At 48.0% G+C, this 17,617-nt stretch carries 14 protein-coding genes; all 14 read left to right on the top strand.

The window, feature by feature from the left end; all coding sequences use genetic code 11:
* Positions 1 to 24: 24 nt before the first annotated feature.
* The 14 genes from G519_RS0120585 (at position 25) to G519_RS0120515 (ending at position 17,451) form a co-directional block, all read left to right on the top strand.
* Positions 25 to 1,470 carry a CoA-acylating methylmalonate-semialdehyde dehydrogenase gene (locus tag G519_RS0120585; RefSeq protein ID WP_029196312.1) on the top strand — a complete coding sequence of 482 codons (1,446 nt, stop codon included), beginning with the start codon at positions 25 to 27 and terminating at the stop codon, positions 1,468 to 1,470.
* Positions 1,471 to 1,508: 38 nt separating this feature from the next.
* Positions 1,509 to 2,384, top strand: a complete 876-nt coding sequence (fba, locus tag G519_RS0120580) for a class II fructose-1,6-bisphosphate aldolase (protein ID WP_029196311.1) — start codon at positions 1,509 to 1,511, stop codon at positions 2,382 to 2,384.
* Positions 2,384 to 3,427 (top strand): inositol 2-dehydrogenase, encoded by a 1,044-nt coding sequence (gene iolG / locus G519_RS0120575; protein ID WP_029196310.1) that lies wholly within the window; start codon positions 2,384 to 2,386, stop codon positions 3,425 to 3,427. Before fba ends, iolG begins: the two co-directional genes overlap by 1 nt.
* Positions 3,428 to 3,444: 17 nt before the next feature.
* Positions 3,445 to 4,269 (top strand): 5-deoxy-glucuronate isomerase, encoded by an 825-nt coding sequence (gene iolB / locus G519_RS0120570; protein WP_029196309.1) that lies wholly within the window; start codon positions 3,445 to 3,447, stop codon positions 4,267 to 4,269.
* Positions 4,270 to 4,345: 76 nt separating this feature from the next.
* On the top strand, positions 4,346 to 5,365 hold the full coding sequence (locus G519_RS0120565; protein WP_029196308.1) for a LacI family DNA-binding transcriptional regulator: 1,020 nt from the start codon (positions 4,346 to 4,348) through the stop codon (positions 5,363 to 5,365).
* 539 nt (positions 5,366 to 5,904) lie between these two features.
* Positions 5,905 to 6,759 carry an ABC transporter permease gene (locus tag G519_RS0120560; RefSeq protein WP_084160252.1) on the top strand — a complete coding sequence of 285 codons (855 nt, stop codon included), beginning with the start codon at positions 5,905 to 5,907 and terminating at the stop codon, positions 6,757 to 6,759.
* Positions 6,760 to 6,779: 20 nt separating this feature from the next.
* Entirely contained in the window at positions 6,780 to 7,652 is an 873-nt protein-coding gene (locus G519_RS0120555) for a carbohydrate ABC transporter permease (protein WP_029196306.1), read from the top strand.
* Between the two features lie 57 nt (positions 7,653 to 7,709).
* A complete protein-coding gene (locus G519_RS0120550; RefSeq protein WP_051253540.1) occupies positions 7,710 to 9,389 on the top strand; it encodes a type 2 periplasmic-binding domain-containing protein in 1,680 nt (559 codons plus the stop codon).
* Positions 9,390 to 9,502: 113 nt separating this feature from the next.
* Positions 9,503 to 10,582, top strand: a complete 1,080-nt coding sequence (locus G519_RS0120540; protein WP_029196304.1) for a Gfo/Idh/MocA family protein — start codon at positions 9,503 to 9,505, stop codon at positions 10,580 to 10,582.
* Between the two features lie 27 nt (positions 10,583 to 10,609).
* A complete protein-coding gene (locus G519_RS0120535; RefSeq protein ID WP_029196303.1) occupies positions 10,610 to 11,632 on the top strand; it encodes a Gfo/Idh/MocA family protein in 1,023 nt (340 codons plus the stop codon).
* A gap of 106 nt (positions 11,633 to 11,738) precedes the next feature.
* The gene (locus tag G519_RS0120530) at positions 11,739 to 12,686 is read left to right on the top strand and encodes a sugar phosphate isomerase/epimerase family protein (protein ID WP_029196302.1); all 948 of its coding nucleotides are present in this window, start codon (positions 11,739 to 11,741) and stop codon (positions 12,684 to 12,686) included.
* A gap of 12 nt (positions 12,687 to 12,698) precedes the next feature.
* A complete protein-coding gene (locus tag G519_RS0120525; protein WP_029196301.1) occupies positions 12,699 to 14,435 on the top strand; it encodes a hypothetical protein in 1,737 nt (578 codons plus the stop codon).
* Between the two features lie 14 nt (positions 14,436 to 14,449).
* Positions 14,450 to 16,702: a glycoside hydrolase family 88/105 protein gene (locus G519_RS0120520; RefSeq protein WP_029196300.1), complete on the top strand. Its 2,253-nt coding sequence runs from the start codon at positions 14,450 to 14,452 to the stop codon at positions 16,700 to 16,702.
* Positions 16,699 to 17,451, top strand: coding sequence for an MgtC/SapB family protein (locus G519_RS0120515; protein ID WP_029196299.1), 753 nt, complete (start codon positions 16,699 to 16,701; stop codon positions 17,449 to 17,451). Before G519_RS0120520 ends, G519_RS0120515 begins: the two co-directional genes overlap by 4 nt.
* Positions 17,452 to 17,617 lie beyond the last annotated feature (166 nt).

Raw genomic sequence — 17,617 nt, 5'->3', positions numbered from 1 at the left:
CGAACTACTAAGGAGAGTCCACATATGACAACAACTTTGAAAAACTGGATCGGCGGCGAATGGATCGCTTCAACATCCACACAAACAGAACCGGTATATAACCCTGCAACAGAAGAAGTTCTAGCTAATATTCCAATTTCGACGAAGGCAGATGTGGATCACGCTGTTCGTACGGCCCAAGAAGCATTCCAAACCTGGAGCCGCACACCTGTACCACGTAGAGCACGTGTATTATTCAAATACCAACAGCTTTTGGTGGAGCATTGGGAAGAGCTGGCTCGAATCGTTACGCAAGAAAACGGCAAAAGCTACAACGAAGCTTATGGAGAAGTGCTTCGCGGCATCGAGTGCGTAGAATTCGCCGCTGGGGCTCCATCGCTAATGATGGGTAAACAGCTTCCAGACATCGCGTCCAATCTTGAATCCGGTATGTACCGTTATCCGATCGGTGTTATCGGCGGTATCACACCTTTCAACTTCCCGATGATGGTGCCTTGCTGGATGTTCCCGCTTGCGATTGCTTGCGGCAATACTTTCGTGCTGAAGCCATCTGAACGCACACCTCATCTGGCAAATCGCCTGGCTGAGCTGTTCCATGAAGCGGGCTTGCCAGCTGGCGTGCTCAATATCGTTCATGGTGCGCATGACGTGGTCAATGGCCTTCTTGAGCATAAAGAGGTTAAAGCTATTTCTTTCGTTGGCTCTCAGCCAGTTGCCGAATATATTTACAAAACAGCTTCTGCCAATGGCAAACGCGTTCAAGCACTCGCAGGAGCTAAAAACCACTCGATCGTTATGCCGGATGCCGATTTGGACATTGCCGTGAAGGAAATCGTTAATGCAGCCTTCGGTTCTGCGGGCGAGCGCTGTATGGCTTGTTCCGTCGTGGTAGCGGTTGGAGAAGTGGGCGATACGCTAGTCGGTAAGCTGCTAGAAGCTGCTGATCGGATTACGATTGGTAATGGATTGGAAGAAGGCATTTTCTTAGGGCCTGTTATCCGCGGTCAGCATAAAGAAAGAACGCTTAAATATATTGAAATCGGTGAAACCGAAGGAGCGCTTCTGGTCCGGGACGGCCGTAAGGACGCTGCTTCTGAGGGGCAAGGTTATTTCGTGGGGCCTACGATCTTTGACCAAGTCGAGTGCGGGATGAAAATTTGGGAGGACGAGATTTTTGCTCCTGTTCTTTCCATCGTGAGAGTGGCTACTCTTGAGGAAGCGATCGAGCTCTCCAATCGCTCCGATTTTGCCAATGGCGCATGTCTTTTCACTAAGGATGGCAGCAATGTACGCCAATTCCGTGAAAATATCGATGCCGGTATGCTCGGCATTAACTTAGGCGTTCCTGCACCGATGGCTTTCTTCCCTTTCTCTGGCTGGAAAAAATCGTTCTACGGCGATTTGCACGCGAATGGGACGGACGGCGTGGAGTTCTATACGCGTAAGAAAATGGTCACTGCTCGCTGGTAACAGCGGGTAAGACCTTATCGACAGGAGAGGTGAACTTCATGACGCTCGTTTCAATGAAAGAGATGCTGCAGCAGGCTTTGGCAGGCAAATATGCGGTCGGGCAGTTTAATTTGAATAACCTAGAATTTACACAAGCGATTTTACAGGCTGCTCAGCAGGAACAAGCGCCTGTCATTCTAGGCGTTAGTGAAGCTTATATCCCTTACATGGGCGGACTGCCCTGTATTGTAGGAATGGTGAAATCGCTGATTGAGCACTATGGGGTAACCGTCCCAGTAGCTCTTCATCTAGACCACGGAACCAGTTATGACCTATGTATTCGTGCCATCCATGCCGGTTTTACCTCTGTCATGATCGATGCTTCTCATCATACACTCGAGCACAATATTGAGGTTACTCGTCAGGTGACACAAGCCGCGCATGTGCTTGGTGTTTCGGTGGAGTCGGAGCTTGGCCGAATTACCGGACGCGAGGATGACTTAGTCGTAGACGAAGCCGAAGGCATGTACGCTGTTGCCGAGGACTGTGTTCGTTTAGTGAGGGAGACAGGGATCGATTGTTTAGCTCCTGCCCTTGGATCGGTTCACGGTCCTTATCGGGGACAGCCAAAGCTTGGTTTCGATAGAATGGCGGAAATTAGAACGCTGACTGGACTGCCGCTTGTGCTTCATGGCGGAAGCGGTCTGCCAGATGAAGAGATCCGTCAGGCTATCGCTTGCGGTACAGCCAAAATCAACGTGAATACAGATAATCAAATCGCTTGTACAGCCGCTATCCGTTCGTTCTTGAATGAGCATCCGGAGGCATACGATCCAAGGAACTATTTAATGCCGGCACGGGAAGCGATCATCGCCTCCGTTAGAGCTAAAATTCAATTATTCGGTTCAACAGGCAAAGCGGGAGGGAACGCATAATGAATAAAATTAAAATCGGTATCATTGGTGCAGGCAGAATTGGTAAAATCCACGCAGACAATCTGCTGAGAATACCTCAAGTTGAAATCATCGCGGTGAGTGATTTGTTTGCCGGTCCTGAGTTAGAGGCATGGGCTGCTTCACGTCAGATTAAGACGGTTACAAAGGATAGCCATGAGCTTATTGATAATCCAGACATTGACGCCATCTTTATTTGCTCATCCACGGATACACATGTCCCGCTCATTCAACTGGCGGCACTGGCGGGTAAACATATTTTCTGCGAAAAACCAATCAGCATGGATATTACCCAAACCGAAGCGGCTATTGCAGCGGTAAATCAGGCAGGTGTGAAGCTGCAAATCGGCTTCAATCGCAGATTTGACCACAACTTCAAGCGGGTTCGCGAGGTTGTTCAAGGAGGAACAATTGGCGATCCGCATATTGTGAAAATCACGTCCCGTGATCCGAATCCACCACACGCTGATTACATCAAGGTGTCGGGCGGCATTTTCATGGATATGATGATCCATGACTTCGACATGGCCCGCTATGTAGCGGGAAGCGAGGTTGAGGAAGTGTATGCGCAGGGCAATGTGCTCATTAACCCGGTTTTCGCCGAGCACGGTGATGTCGATACCGCCATCGTAACGCTGCGGTTCCAGAACGGTGCTCTCGGTGTCATCGATAACAGCCGTCAAGCGGTATACGGCTATGACCAACGGGTTGAAGTGTTCGGCTCCAAAGGCAGTGTAGCTGTTGCCAACGATCACCCTAACACGGCTGTAATTAGTACGGCGGATGCTATTGTTAGCGAAAAGCCGCTGCATTTCTTCCTGGAACGCTATCAAGCTGCCTATATGGAAGAAACACAGATTTTCATCGATTGTCTGTTGAATAATAAGCCTGTGCCTGTGAGCGGCTATGACGGTATGCAGGCTGAGCGGATCGCGTTAGCTGCTAAGCTGTCTTCCCGTTTGGGCCGGCCGGTAAAAGTGAGCGAGGCGTTAGATTTGCTTAAACAGACCTCGGTATCTCAGTAAGGGAAGGAGACGTTAACATGAACAGGTCCAAACTGATCGTAACGCCTTCCTCCTCCCCGAATGAGGAAGGCAGCCTTTTAAAAGTGACTCCAGAATCAGCTGGATGGCAGTATGTTGGTTTCGAAGTTGTACAGCTTGCGGAGGGGCAAATCTTGAGCCGTGAGACAGCTGGGCTGGAAGTTTGTCTGGTCTTGCTCACTGGTAAAGCCGATGTGCTTACCAAGCAAGCAGAGTGGAAAAATATTGGGCAGCGGATGAGCGTATTTGAGAAAGTCCCGCCATATTCCGTCTATGTACCAAATGATGATCGCTACGAAGTCATCGCGCTGACAGCGGTGGAACTTGCTATTTGCTCCGCTCCTGGCGCTGGCAACCATAGTGCACGTCTGATCTCTCCTGATCAGGTAGGGGTAGAAACGCGTGGTTATGGCAATATAGAGCGCCAAATCCATAACATATTGCCAGAGCAGGAACCAGCGGATAGCTTGCTTGTGGTTGAAGTTTTCACACCGAATGGGCACTGGTCAAGCTACCCGCCTCATAAGCATGATCGTGATGCGCTTCCAGACGAATCGTTTCTGGAAGAAACGTATTATTATCGTGTTGATCCGGGGCATGGTTTTGCGGTCCAGCGTGTGTATACGGACGACCGGTCGCTCGATGAGACGCTGATTGTTAAGAATGGTGAAACCGTGCTCGTTCCGCGTGGCTATCACCCTGTTTCGGCGCCTCCAGGCTATGATGTGTATTACCTGAATGTTATGGCGGGACCTACCCGAACATGGAAGTTTCATAATGATCCGGAACATGCTTGGATCATGACGAAGCCACGCGAAGCGTAAACCGGTTTGCAAGTTCCCGTCAGCCCCTTCATAATGGAAGAAAAAAAGTATCCTTCAAGAAAAATGGGGTAGTAGGATGAAGGCAACCATCTATGATGTGGCAAGAGAGGCCGGTGTGTCCATTGCGGCGGTCTCACAGGTCATGAACGGCAAAGGAAAAATAAGCGAAGAACGACGCGGTGAAATCATAAAAATTATGGAGCGGCTCAATTATCAGCCTAGCGTTATCGCGTCAGCACTGACTGGTAAAAAGACCTATACATTAGGTCTGCTTGTGCCTGATATTTCCAATCCTTTTTTTGCTGAAATTGCTCGAGCTGTAGAGGACCAAGGCCATCATATGGGGTATAGTTTGGTCATTTGCAGCAGCGACAATAAAGATGAACGGGTGGAGCGATATCTGAATTTGCTCCAGCAAAAAAGCGTGGATGCCATGATCATCGGTACGGGGATGGATAATAAAGACATGCTGACTCCATTGATGGAGAGAGCGATCCCCATTGCTATGATCGCGAGGGAAATGCCTGATCTCGACGTTCATACTGTCGTGGTGGATGACTTTGTCGGAGGTGCGTTGTCCGCAACGCATCTACTCGATTTGGGCCATCGGCGCATGGCCATTCTGGCTGAGCACTCGAAAGTAAGCAGCAGCCGCGAAAGGGTGCGCGGCTTCAAGAGCAAGCTGGAAGAAGCAGGGATTCAGCTGCCAGCAAACAGCGTACGCAACTGCCACTACGTTGTAGCGGATGGAAAGCGTGAAGCGCTTGAACTGCTGGGACAATCGAGCCTTGATCGGCCGACCGCGCTATTCTGTTGTAACGATTTGCTCGCTATTGGTGCGCTTCAGGCGGCTAAACAGCTTGGCTTGCGCGTGCCAGAGGAGCTGTCCGTGATCGGTTTCGATAACACGATCCTGGCTTCCGTCACAGACCCACCTCTTACGACTGTCGCTCAGCCGATTGAGCCGATGGGGAAAATGGTCGTGGATTTGCTAATCCAGGAATTGAAGAAAGAAGCGAAAGCCAAGCAGCGTGTTGTGATGCCCCCAGAGCTGATTGTTAGGCAATCAACTGCGGCTCCAATGGCTTTTGAGTAATATATTTGCAGCTTATTAGGCTGCTTCCCTTTGCGGGAGGCGGCTTTTTGTGTTTTAAGTTGGGCTGGAGGGGAGGTTAAGCTTCTCTTCTATTAGGCATGCGTGGGTTTGTTGTGGATTTTGCTTAGCTGAGTGAGATGTGGGGACATGCCTACAACAATCGCATGGAAAACGTGGATTTGATCGCCTAAAATTGTAGAAACTACAACTTTACACGGATTAGCAAGCAAATGTTTACACATATACCTCTTAGGTGGAATTTGCGCATCATTAACCTATACAATTCGACTAATGATGGAGTAAGCTGTCTTTTTTTATCTGGACACATACCCAATGAATTTATAGATTTTCCTATAATTTTTTAAGGGTTTTTTGGATCAAAACTTTTATGATAGGTTTATTACATTGAAGTAAGGAGTGAAGCAGCCTTGAACGGAAATATCAATGAAGCTCCTAGACTCCCCCTAACGGCAAGTGAGCAAAAAGCTTGGCAGCTGAGACGAAGAAGAAGATTGAAACAAAATATTCCGCTTTTTATCATGCTTGCCCCTGTCATTGCTTATTACATTTTGTTCAAATATTGGCCTATGGGCGGACTTGTTATCGCTTTTAAAAACTACAATTTTGCTGATGGTATTTTGCACAGTCCATGGGTTGGCCTGAAAAATTTTAAAGTTTTGTTTTCCAGCGCCAGTACGCTCCAGATTATATGGAACACCTTTTGGCTCAGCTTTTTGAATTTGGTTGTCGGGTTCCCGGTTCCCATCTTCCTCGCCATTCTGCTTAATGAAGTGAGGAAGACATGGTTCAAGAAATGGGTTCAAACGATCATCTATCTGCCGCATTTTTTCTCTTGGGTCATCGTCGCAGGTCTCGTGTTATCCTTATTTGCAACCGATTACGGCTCGATCAACAAGGTACTCAAGCTATTCAATATTGAACCTATAACCTTTCTTTATGAGTCAAAATCTTGGGTTGCCGTATTCGTTGGTTCAGGGGTTTGGAAGGAAATGGGGTTTAGCACAATTATTTATTTGGCTGCTCTGACGAACATAGATCCTGCCCTTTACGAATCAGCAGGTATGGACGGCGCTTCGAAGTGGCGGCAAATTTGGCACATTACGATTCCAGGCATTCGTCACACGATCATCCTGCTGCTCATTTTGGCTATGGGTCAATTGATGGAGGTCGGATTTGACCAGATTTATAACCTGCAGAACTCAGCGGTAGCTGACGTGTCGGAAGTCATAAGTACTTATATTTATAAAATAGGTTTGGGAAATGCGCAATTTAGCGTAACTACGGCGATGGGGCTGTTCGAATCCGTCATTGGCTGTACGCTCGTACTGGTAGCTAACAGGATCGCCCGCAAATTCGACCAAGCTTTATTCTGATAACGAGGAGGGGCGTTCACATGAAAGCGACAAAAGGTGAAAAAGTTTTCTACACAGTTAATTATGTTGTACTCGGGGCAATTGCCTTAACCTGTTTACTCCCATTTATTCATATCATAGCGCTATCCATGAGTGAGCGTTCGGCCGTAGATTCGGGACATGTCTTCTTCTGGCCGGTGGGCTTGCAGTTTACAGCATATAAGGTTTTCTTTCTAACAAGCCCGGCTTTCTCTGCTTTTAAAAATAGCATTTTCATTACAATTGTCGGTGTTGCACTTAGTATGGCGGGGACGGTATTGGCAGCCTATCCGTTGTCGAGAAGCTATTTGATAGGACGACGCAAGTTTGTGCTTGCCATGGTGTTTACGATGTTGTTCTCAGGTGGATTGATCCCTACTTATCTCGTCGTAAAGAACATGTCTTTAATCGACTCCTATTGGTCTCTGTGGCTCACCGGGTTTATCAGCACCTATAATATGCTGCTCATGAAAAGCTACTTTGAGAATATTCCTCATGAAGTGGAAGAAGCAGCGCGAATTGATGGATGCAGCGACGTATCGCTCCTCATTCGAATCGTATTGCCGCTATCTCTTCCGATGCTGGCTACTTTAGCCTTGTTCTATGGAATTAACTATTGGAATGCGTTTATGAGCGTTCTGATGTACATCAATAAGAGTGACATGCAGAATTTGACGGTCGTTGTCCAAGCGATGCTGCAAAAGAACGATATCTTAAATTCACCTTCCCTGGTATCAGAGGAGCAGCAAATGGTTGCTACGGAAATGGTCAAATCTGTCGGCGTTGTCGTTATGGTGGTCCCGATGCTGATCGTTTATCCGTTTCTGCAAAGATATTTTGTCAAAGGCGTTATGCTTGGTTCTGTTAAGGGTTAAACCAAATGGGGTTCCACGTTTACCAAAACTTTTCAATATAAACAGGAGGGTTTGCGCATGAAAAGAAAGCTGTGGATGGGAATGACAATAGGGGTTGTAGCATTAGGAGCAACGCTTGTTGGTTGCAGCAGCGACAAGAAAGAAGGAGCGGCAGCCGGTACTACGGCTACGAATGCTCCGAAGGAGTCAGCAGCTGCCAAACGCGGAAATGTTACCGTTTCCATGTATGATCGTGGAGGGGTTCCTGCGTCGGAGGGGAACTATGAAGAAAATCGTTGGACCAAATGGATCAATCAAAACGGTCCTGTGAATGTGAAATACGTTCCTGTCCTCCGAAGCGAGTCTACGAAAAAATTGAATGTTCTATTTGCCTCCGGTTCTGCGCCTGATATTGTGAACGAGTACAGCACGCCGTTTCGGAACAGCCTGTACGATCAAAAGCAGCTTCTTCCTATTGACGACATCTTAAAATACATGCCTGAATACCAGAAGCTGCTGGAACAGTATCCTCAGTTGAAGAAAGCGGGGACGAAACCGGATGGCAAGCTGTATGAAGTCGGTAAAGTAAAAGAAGCAGTCATACAGCACATGTTATTGATTCGTACCGACTGGTTGAAAAAGCTGAATTTGAGCATGCCGACAACAACGGAAGAGCTTATGAAAGTAGCCAAGGCATTTGCTGAACAAGATCCTGACGGCAATGGCAAGAAAGATACGTACGGGATGAATATGAGCACATATTCGGAACAAGCCATCAACGAAATTTTCGGTGAAAATTCGTCAAAAGATTTGATTGCCTGGGGAACTAAAGATGGAAAAGTAATCCCTCTGTGGGACAATCAGCTGGCCTCCCTGACCTTTAAGAAGAAGCTCTATGACGATGGCATTATCGATAAAGATTACATCAATGATAAAGATGGCGCAAAGGCAAAACAAGACTTCCTGAATGGTAAAATCGGCATTTACGTAAAATTTTCCGGCGGCATGTATGACTTGGTTATGAACGACTTTGCTACGCTGAAGAAAAATGTGGCAGGCGCGGAAATTGCTCCGTTAGGCTACCCGCAATCGCCGCTTGGAACATTTACCGGCGGTGTTGATAATCCTGTGCAAATGACGACTGTTGTGAGCGCCAAGGCGAAGGAGCCGGAAGCTGTCGGCCGCTATCTTGACTTCATGATGAAACCGGAAACCGCTTTGAAGGTTATTAACGGAGACGAAGGGACACATTGGAAGAAGAGCGCCAATGGCTGCCGTGAGACCATCGATCCAACGAAATCGAAAAATGAAGTAGGCTACGCTTTAGACTACGAAATGTTCTACTCTTCAGGAACAGATAAGTGCAACTTTACGATAAACGGATTTAATACTGCAGTACCAGAACAGAAAGCCGGTTCGGACATGTATAAAGAACTTCAGAAAATTTATTTCGATTCGCAAAGACAATACCCTGGAATGACGCATGGGGAACATATGCCGGTCTATCCTGCTGATCTCCAAACTCTTAATACAACAATTCTTAAAGAGCAAAACGACATTTTTGTTAAGGCCATCATCAGCGGTGCGAAATACAGCCCGGAACAAGCGATTAAAGACGCACAAGCGGCATGGGATAAAGCCGGCGGCAAGCAGCTTGAAGACTTTATGAACAAATGGTATGCGGAAAATAAAGATAAAGCGTTCCTTGCTAAGGATATTATGACAATTGCTAGACAACAAATGGAGCAAGTGAAGTAACTGATTTAAATGAGGGAGCTGGACATGGATATGCGAGTGCCTGCCCATGCAGACATCGCTAAGATGTCCAGCTTCATTCTTTATATCGATGGTACATCGTGGGGGGAAAAGGAATGAATAAGGTGAAAGTCGCCATCATTGGCTGCGGTGGTATAGCAACAGGTAAGCATTTACCCAGCCTAGCCAAGATAGAGCAGGTCGAAATTGTTGGTTTTGTTGATATCGTGCTTGAACGCGCTCAGCAAGCGTCAGAGAAGTTTGGTGCTCCCGGAGCGAAGGTATTTGAGAACTATTATGAGCTTCTTGCTGATGCTTCGATTGACGTCGTTCATGTCTGTACCCCAAATGATTCGCATGCGGAGATTTCGATCGCAGCTATGGAAGCAGGCAAGCACGTCATGTGTGAAAAGCCGATGGCCAAAACAGCCGCCGATGCTCGGCGTATGGTTGAAGCTGCCAAGCGTACAAGTAAGAAGCTGACCATTGGCTACAATAATCGCTTCCGAGCGGATAGTCAGTATTTGAAAAAAGTGGTTGAAGACGGTGATCTAGGCGACATTTATTTTGCCAAAGCGCATGCCATTCGTAGACGTGGGGTTCCCACTTGGGGTGTATTTCTGGATGAAGACAAACAAGGCGGTGGCCCGCTGATCGACATCGGTACACATGCGCTCGATTTGACGCTGTGGATGATGAATAACTACGAACCTAAGGTGGTGCTTGGCACCGCTTATCATAAGCTTTCCCGGAAAGAAAATGCCGCTAATTCCTGGGGTCCTTGGGATCCTGAGAAATTCAAAGTAGAAGACTCCGCCTTTGCGATGATCGTGATGAAAAATGGCGCGACCGTGATGGTGGAGGCGAGTTGGGCCTTAAATACATTGGATACGAAGGAAGCGAAATGTACGCTTTGCGGTACAGAAGGCGGAGCCGACATGCAGGATGGTTTACGCATAAATGGTGAAAACCACAGTCGTTTATACGTCAATCAACTTCAGTTCGAAGCCAAAGGCGCGGACTTCTACGATGGCAAAAAGGAGAGTATGCAGGATAAGGAAATCCGTACATGGATTGAAGCTGTAATGTACGATAAGGAGCCTATTGTAACGCCAGAACAATCGTGTGTCGTTTCCGAAATTCTTGAAGCCATTTACGAATCCAATAGAACGGGAAAAGCGGTTTATTTTGACTAAAATAACCGGAAATGAGGCCATTCTTTCATGATTAGAGTAGCGATGTTGAGCTTTTGGCATGTACATGCCAAGGATTATGCACGCCTAGCTGCCGAGCACCCGGGTACCGAAATCGTGGCTGTATGGGATGAAGTTCCCGAACGAGGAAGGCAAAAGGCAGAGGAGCTTAGCGTTAGTTTTTATGAGGATCTGCATACGCTTTTGGCCAATCCGGATATCGATGCCGTTATTGTGGATACGCCGACGAATCAGCACCGGGATGTCATCATCGCAGCAGCCAAAGCGGGTAAGCATATCTTCACAGAGAAAGTTATAGCCACCACGACGAAGGAATGTAATGAGATATTGGCTGCGGTTGAGACGGCTGGGGTCAAGCTAACGGTTTCTCTCCCTCGGCTATATACCTGGTTCACACAAGCTGCATATAACTTCATTCGGGGTGGTCAGCTTGGCACTGTAACGACGGTTCGTATACGGCTTGCTCATAACGGCGCTTTGCGTACAGAGAAAAATCCGAATGGTTCACTCCCGTCTCATTTCTTCAACTTAGAGGAGTGCGGTGGAGGGGCATTGATGGACCTTGGCTGCCATCCGATGTACTTGACGCGCCTATTCCTGGGTTTACCGGAAAGTGTTAGCGCAAGCTTCGGTTACCTAACGGATCGAGAGGTAGAGGATAGTGCGGTAGCGACTTTACGTTATCCCAATGGGGCTATAGGCATTGTTGAAGCGGGATTCGTGAATAACTACTCCCAATTTGATATTGAGGTGCAGGGAACGGAAGGCAGCCTCATGTATACGAGAACCGATGACAAGCTGTTAGTCCGAAGCCACAAGTTGGAAGGTGAAGCAGCAAAAGGGTGGCAAGAGGTCACGAATCTGCCTGAGAATCTCCCTTCTCCTTTTGAACAATGGGTGTCACACATTCAAAATGGAACGACAGCATCTGAAAATATACAAATAGCCCTTGATTTGACCCGTTTAATGGAAGCTTCGACTTTATCGGCACGCTCAGGTGCTGTATGTAGGCTGAGTGACCTGGCGGAATAAAGCGGCTTCCTTGAGGAAAGGCCAGATCATTCCCTGCAAAGAAATAGGGGTAATCTGGCTTTTCTTTTTCTAAATGATGATAACAAAGCTCTAAGGAGGAACAGACATGCTGGATAAAGGGGAATACTCATTTTCTACCTGCTGGAATATTAAGAAACATTCGATTGGAAGGAACATGATCGAAGAGATCAAGGAGCTCGGTTTTCGTCAGGTGGAACTGAACTATAACGTGACCGAAGAGATGATGAAGACGATTGAGCCGATGATCGAAAAAGGGGAAATTGGCGTATCCAGTGTCCACAATGTGTTTCCTTTCATCAATGATAAGGATTACGATACGGACTCCGTCATGCTCGGTTTCGACGATGAGGTGAAGCGCAAGCGATCCGTGGAACTGTTGATCCGGTCTATGGAATATGCAAACCGCTATGGAGCGAAGGCCGTTGTCGTACATCCAGGCGAAGTGCCTTTTGAATATAACATTGATTCGGATTTGAAAAAGCTGTACAAGGATCACGGAAAGGATTCACCGGAATATCAAAAGCTGTGGAAGATCATGTCCGAAAGACGGGAGCGGTTGAGTCCGCTCTATACGAAGCGGATTCAAGACAGTCTGGAGGAAGTGAGCGAGCATGCAGCCAAACAAGGATGGTCAGTAGCCATCGGCATCGAAACACGCTCAAGGTCTTATCAGATGCCGACCTTAATGGAGGCGAAGACCATTTGCGATAACCTGAAAGGCAGCCCAGTCTACTTATGGTACGACATTGGCCATGCCATGATGATGGATCGGATGGGCCTGTACGATAATCTTAAGGAGCTGCAGGAAGTGAAACGCTATATTTATGGCGTACACATCCATGAAACACTTGAGCTGTCGGATCACTGGTGTCCTTATGTACACAGTAAAGATCTGCAATACTTTGATCATTTTTTGGAGGCAATTGATTTTGCCAAAGTCAAGGTATATGAACTGAAGGCTGTTTGCCAGACGGATGAAATTGATGAAAGCCACAGGCTTATTACAAGTAAAATTGCAGCTATGAAAGGTTAAAAGGTGATCAGTATGGACGCTACTTATAAACAGTTAGTACACATTTATGACGAACATACAGCAGATACGCTGCAGCGGCAGGTGCTTGATCCTACATCGAAGTATGTTGGCGGGATTATCGATGAGACAGGCATTGCCCGTGTCAATCATCTCAGCACGCCAAACGTTTTGGCTGTATGGGCTTCGGCTATCGTTAATCCAGATTCACGTTACTATCATGATGAGGCACTTTTGGCCGCTTTCGACAAAGCAGCGGATTTTATTTTGAACCGTCAACATGCCGACGGTACGATATCGTTAGGTTCAACCAATTATAATTCCCCTCCAGATACAGCCTTTGTCGTAGGCGGAATTACACAAATTTATCAACTGCTTGAGACGCATGACTGGGCGGCTGTGAAGCCTGCCTCCGCTAAGCTGAGGCTTTTCCTGGAGCGTACGATCCCTGCGATGCTGACAGGCGGATGTCATACACCGAACCATCGATGGGTTATTACTGCGGCACTTTCGCTGCTGTATGAAATTTTCCAAATGCCTGAGTTGGTAGCTAGAGCGGATGAATGGTTGGCAGAGGGTATGGATATCACCCATGACGGCGAGTGGACGGAGCGCAGCAACGGCATCTATAATGCCGTCAGCGATATTGCCTTATACCATACGGGTCGTGTGCTTAACCGCCCAGAATTATTAGAATGCGTGCGCCGCAATCTGCGCATGATGGTGTATTTGATCCATCCATCCGGCGAGGTGGTAACCGATTATTCGGGTCGCCAGGATTTCGGACAGACGTTTGATATGGCGACCTATTTCCTCATTTATCGTCTAATGGCTGCACATGATAAAGATCCATTGTTCGCTGCGATGTCAGACTATGCAGGTACCTTTATTAAGCGTACGGAAGCGGTAAATAATAATGCGCTCTTGGGATTGTTGCTGTATCCCGAGGCGGATATTTCCGATTTGGAGCGCAGTCCGCTGCCTGATCGTTATGTCAAAGTTATCAATGAGCATCATCCGATCAATGAGCATTTGAAGCAAATCGATGGCGTGGGCCACCATATGAAAATCGAGCACAGCAGCATGCACTTAGCCTTCGGCGCTCCGCTTGTACGCATTCGGGAGCTGGATCAGAGCGTGACGATTATGCCGCAGACGCCGTCATTTTTTTCACTTCGCCATGGCAAAGTAAGGCTGCTGGGTATCAAGCTGTCTACATCCTTCTCACCTGGGATTGTGAAGTTCGCACATCTAACAGTTGAGGAAGGCATCTACAAGCTAGGGATCGTATTGGAAAAAGGATATAACGGACCGGTTCCGCGTCAATTTTTGCCGGAGTCAGCGGAGAGATCAATACTCAGTCCTTGGTACTTGCTTCCGCATCAGCATCGGCCGATGACACATCTGCAAACCCTTGAGTATCAAGCAGAAATTACACAAGGAGACACGGAATGGACGATTCGTATCCTATCCGATGAGCGAGAGGATGTTTTCACGCAGTTATCGTTTATTTTTGGAGATGAGGGTACGGTTAGCGGCAGTGGACTCGTCGAAGCTGAGGCAGGAAAATATTTCTTAAAAAGCGGATCTATGAAATACGCAGTGGATCAAGATGCGATTGAGATTTCAACTGGAGCCTACGAGCATTTGCTGCCAGAGCTTCGTGAAGATCACCATCCGACCGGCTGCAAATACGTCCATGTGAACCTGGTGACGCCGTTCGACCGAACATTTACGGTTCGCCTACTGTAGAAAGGAAGGTCGAGATGACGACTTATTTTAATGAACAAGAAAGTATACAGTCTCGCTTAGGAGACGATGATAATCGAACATTGAAGGTGCTTGCGGACCGCTATATAGGGGCCAATCCGCCTGTCCCATTTGCTTTCCGGGCCTTTTACCGATCTGGCGTTTTGCAAAACGAGGATGGAATGTTTGATTTAAATCTGGGACGTAGATTTCCCGAAGCAAGACCCGGCCAATTTTCGTATGCTTATGGTTTAGTTTGGAGCGATGGTGAACGAAACCTGGATGTGGTGTTCCGATGTTTGGGGCCGATTGAGTTCTATTTCAATGATGAGCGTGCCTATCGCTCCAATGTGATCGATGAAATTAAGCCAGACGCCAGCGTTAAGCTTAATCTAAACTTTGTGAAAGGCTGGAATCGGCTTTTTATCAAAGCTAAGCATACGGCGGCGGGATTTGGCTGCTTGTTCGGATCGGATGAAGCCAAGGTACGGATTCTGAATGTGCTTACTCCGTTTGCCGAAAGGCAAGGACAGGCTGGATGGGTGTTTTCCGCTCCGGTCGATACCGATCTATTCGAGGGTAGTCCACTGCCGAATGGTTTGGCGTCAGAGAAAGAGCACGGACTGCGTTGGCTGCCGGCCTGTGAGTGGAGTGGAGATGAGCTTGCGAAGCCTGTCTGCGAGCGCTTATTCGGCTTACAGCCTGGTAAGCAAGCGTACGCGTGGACCAAATTGGACAAGGTGGGCTTAGGTGAAGAACCCTGCCTGTTGAAGGGTCATACGGCAGGTCCGTTAACCGTTTGGCTGGATGGGAAGCAGGTATTGGAGCTAGAGAAAGAAGGCAGCTTTCAGGTGGAAGTGCCGCTTTCTTTTGGCAAACATGATCTGTTGATTCGCAGTATTTGTGGAGATAACGCGTGGGGCTTCACGCTGCATTCTTATGTTAGGGGAGAGGTTGTCCCCTTAAGCGCTCCTCAGAAGGTTCACGGTTCAGCTGATCCGTGGTTCTATGTGGGGCCACTGGACGCGAGTGTTGCGCTTGCGTATGAGGAATTAATAAGAACCGATCGCATTTATGCGAAAGGTTCAGATTCAGTTGCTGCAGGCGATAAGACGTACTGGCAGTTAGACCGTCCAGACGCCTGGCTGCGTCCGTATTACGAGAACGCTATGCTGAGCAATAAATGGACCGTCGGCAACGTCACGAATTATGCCCGCTGGGATTATCCGCTTGGCGTTACCATTTACGGGCTGCTGCAAGCAGGGCGGTTGCTGGAGCGGTCTGATATTATTGGGTATGCCCTCGATCATGTTCAAAGCTGTACAGACATGTTCGAATATTCCTTATGGGATCGAGAGAAGTATGGGTTCCCAGCGATTAATCAACAGTTAGTCATGATGAAAATGCTGGATAATTGCGGCTCCTTCGGCTCCGCGATGCTTGAAGCCTATCAGGAAGACAAGGATCCGGGCTTCTTGCCGATTGCGCAGCGAATCGCCGAATTCATGCTCATGCGGCTGGAGCGTAAGGAAGACGGAGCTTTTTATCGGATATGCCAGGATGAATATTCGGAAAATACGATGTGGGCCGACGACCTCTACATGAGTACCCCGTTCCTGTGCCGCTATGCGGGGATAACCGGCAGCAGCGAAGCACTGGATGAAGCAGCGAAGCAATTTCTGTTATTCCGCAAGTATTTGTACATGCCGGAGCAGCGCATCATGTCGCATGTCTTTGATTTCAAATACGGCATGGCAACCGGTATTCCTTGGGGGCGTGGGAATGGATGGACACTCTTCTCGCTGACAGAAGTGCTGGAGGTTCTGCCCGCAGAGCATGAAGCTCGCCCGGAGTTAGTGCATTTCTTCAACGAGCTGTGCGCGGGATATGCCGATCTGCAAGCTGAAAGCGGGCTGTGGCATCAGGTGTTGAACGATCCCGATGCTTATCAGGAAGCCTCGTGTACCGCGATGTTCGCCTATGCCTTTGCGAGAGGCGTGCGATTCGGCTGGCTGGAGCAGCCTGATCGGTTCATCCATGCCTCGCTGAAGGCATGGGACGGTTTGACCCGGCTGGCCATCGACGCTCAGGGCAACGTGCATGGCGTTTGCAGCGGCTCGCGGTATGCCTTTACCGCTGATTATTATAAAAAGGACCTGCTCACCGTAACCAATGACAACCACGGGGTTGGTATTATGATGCTGGCTGGGACAGAGGTTGTGAAGCTGAAGCGATGGTTGTCCCAGCCGCTTGAAGTGATGCATAAATGACGACTGTAAGCAGCGTGTGGCAAATTAGTTATTTGGATTTGATCGTAAGAATGGTATTGGCGGTCGTTCTGGGTGGGTTGATTGGTCTTGAACGGGAATTAAACAATCATGCAGCTGGCTTTCGTACTCACATTTTAGTTTGTTTAGGCTCCGCTACCATCATGCTGCTGTCGGAGTACGGATTCTCTGACTTTGTAAATGAACCCAACGTTCGTATAGACCCGTCCCGCTTGGCTGCACAGGTTGTCAGCGGCATCGGCTTTCTTGGCGCAGGCGCGATATTGCGAAACGGCAGTGTTATTAAAGGGCTGACTACCGCTGCTTCTGTTTGGTTGGTAGCGGCCATCGGTTTGAGCGTTGGTGCAGGCTTTATTACTGGGGCGCTGGTATGCACCTTTTTAGTACTCATCAGTCTGTATCTCCTGAATAAGTGGGAGAAGCATTTCCTAAGGCATCGCCGAACTCACGAAATAGAGATCATGCTCAATGAACATCCCGGCTTCCTCAGCTTGGTTACCTCTCGTTTTGGGGAACAGGGTATCCAAGTCACCAATTTAAAGATGATGCCAGGAAGCGAAGCTTCCCTCGTATCAGGGAATGCCGCGAATACCCCAATGATGCACTTGATCTTCAGTTTGAGATGTCCGAAGCACGAGAAGCTGCTTGCAGCATACGAACAAATTGCCGCTCTAGACATCGTCGTTAGGATGGAAGCTGCGAACTTTATTTTTCATAAAAAGGTGGCCTAAGAAAAGGTCGGCTTGTGATTCTAGCTTTGTGGGTCTCTGATCTCTTCGATCAGAGATCTTTTCCATTTTTACGAGGGATAATCTGAGGTTAGCGGTTACCAATGTTGTAAATTTTACAACAATTTACGGGCTCGAGGGCTATTTTGCGAGTTGCCTCCTGCCCCGA

The organism is Paenibacillus alginolyticus DSM 5050 = NBRC 15375 (assembly GCF_000422905.1).
Taxonomy (GTDB): domain Bacteria; phylum Bacillota; class Bacilli; order Paenibacillales; family NBRC-103111; genus Paenibacillus_E; species Paenibacillus_E alginolyticus.
This window is presented reverse-complemented; position numbering and strand designations above follow the sequence as displayed.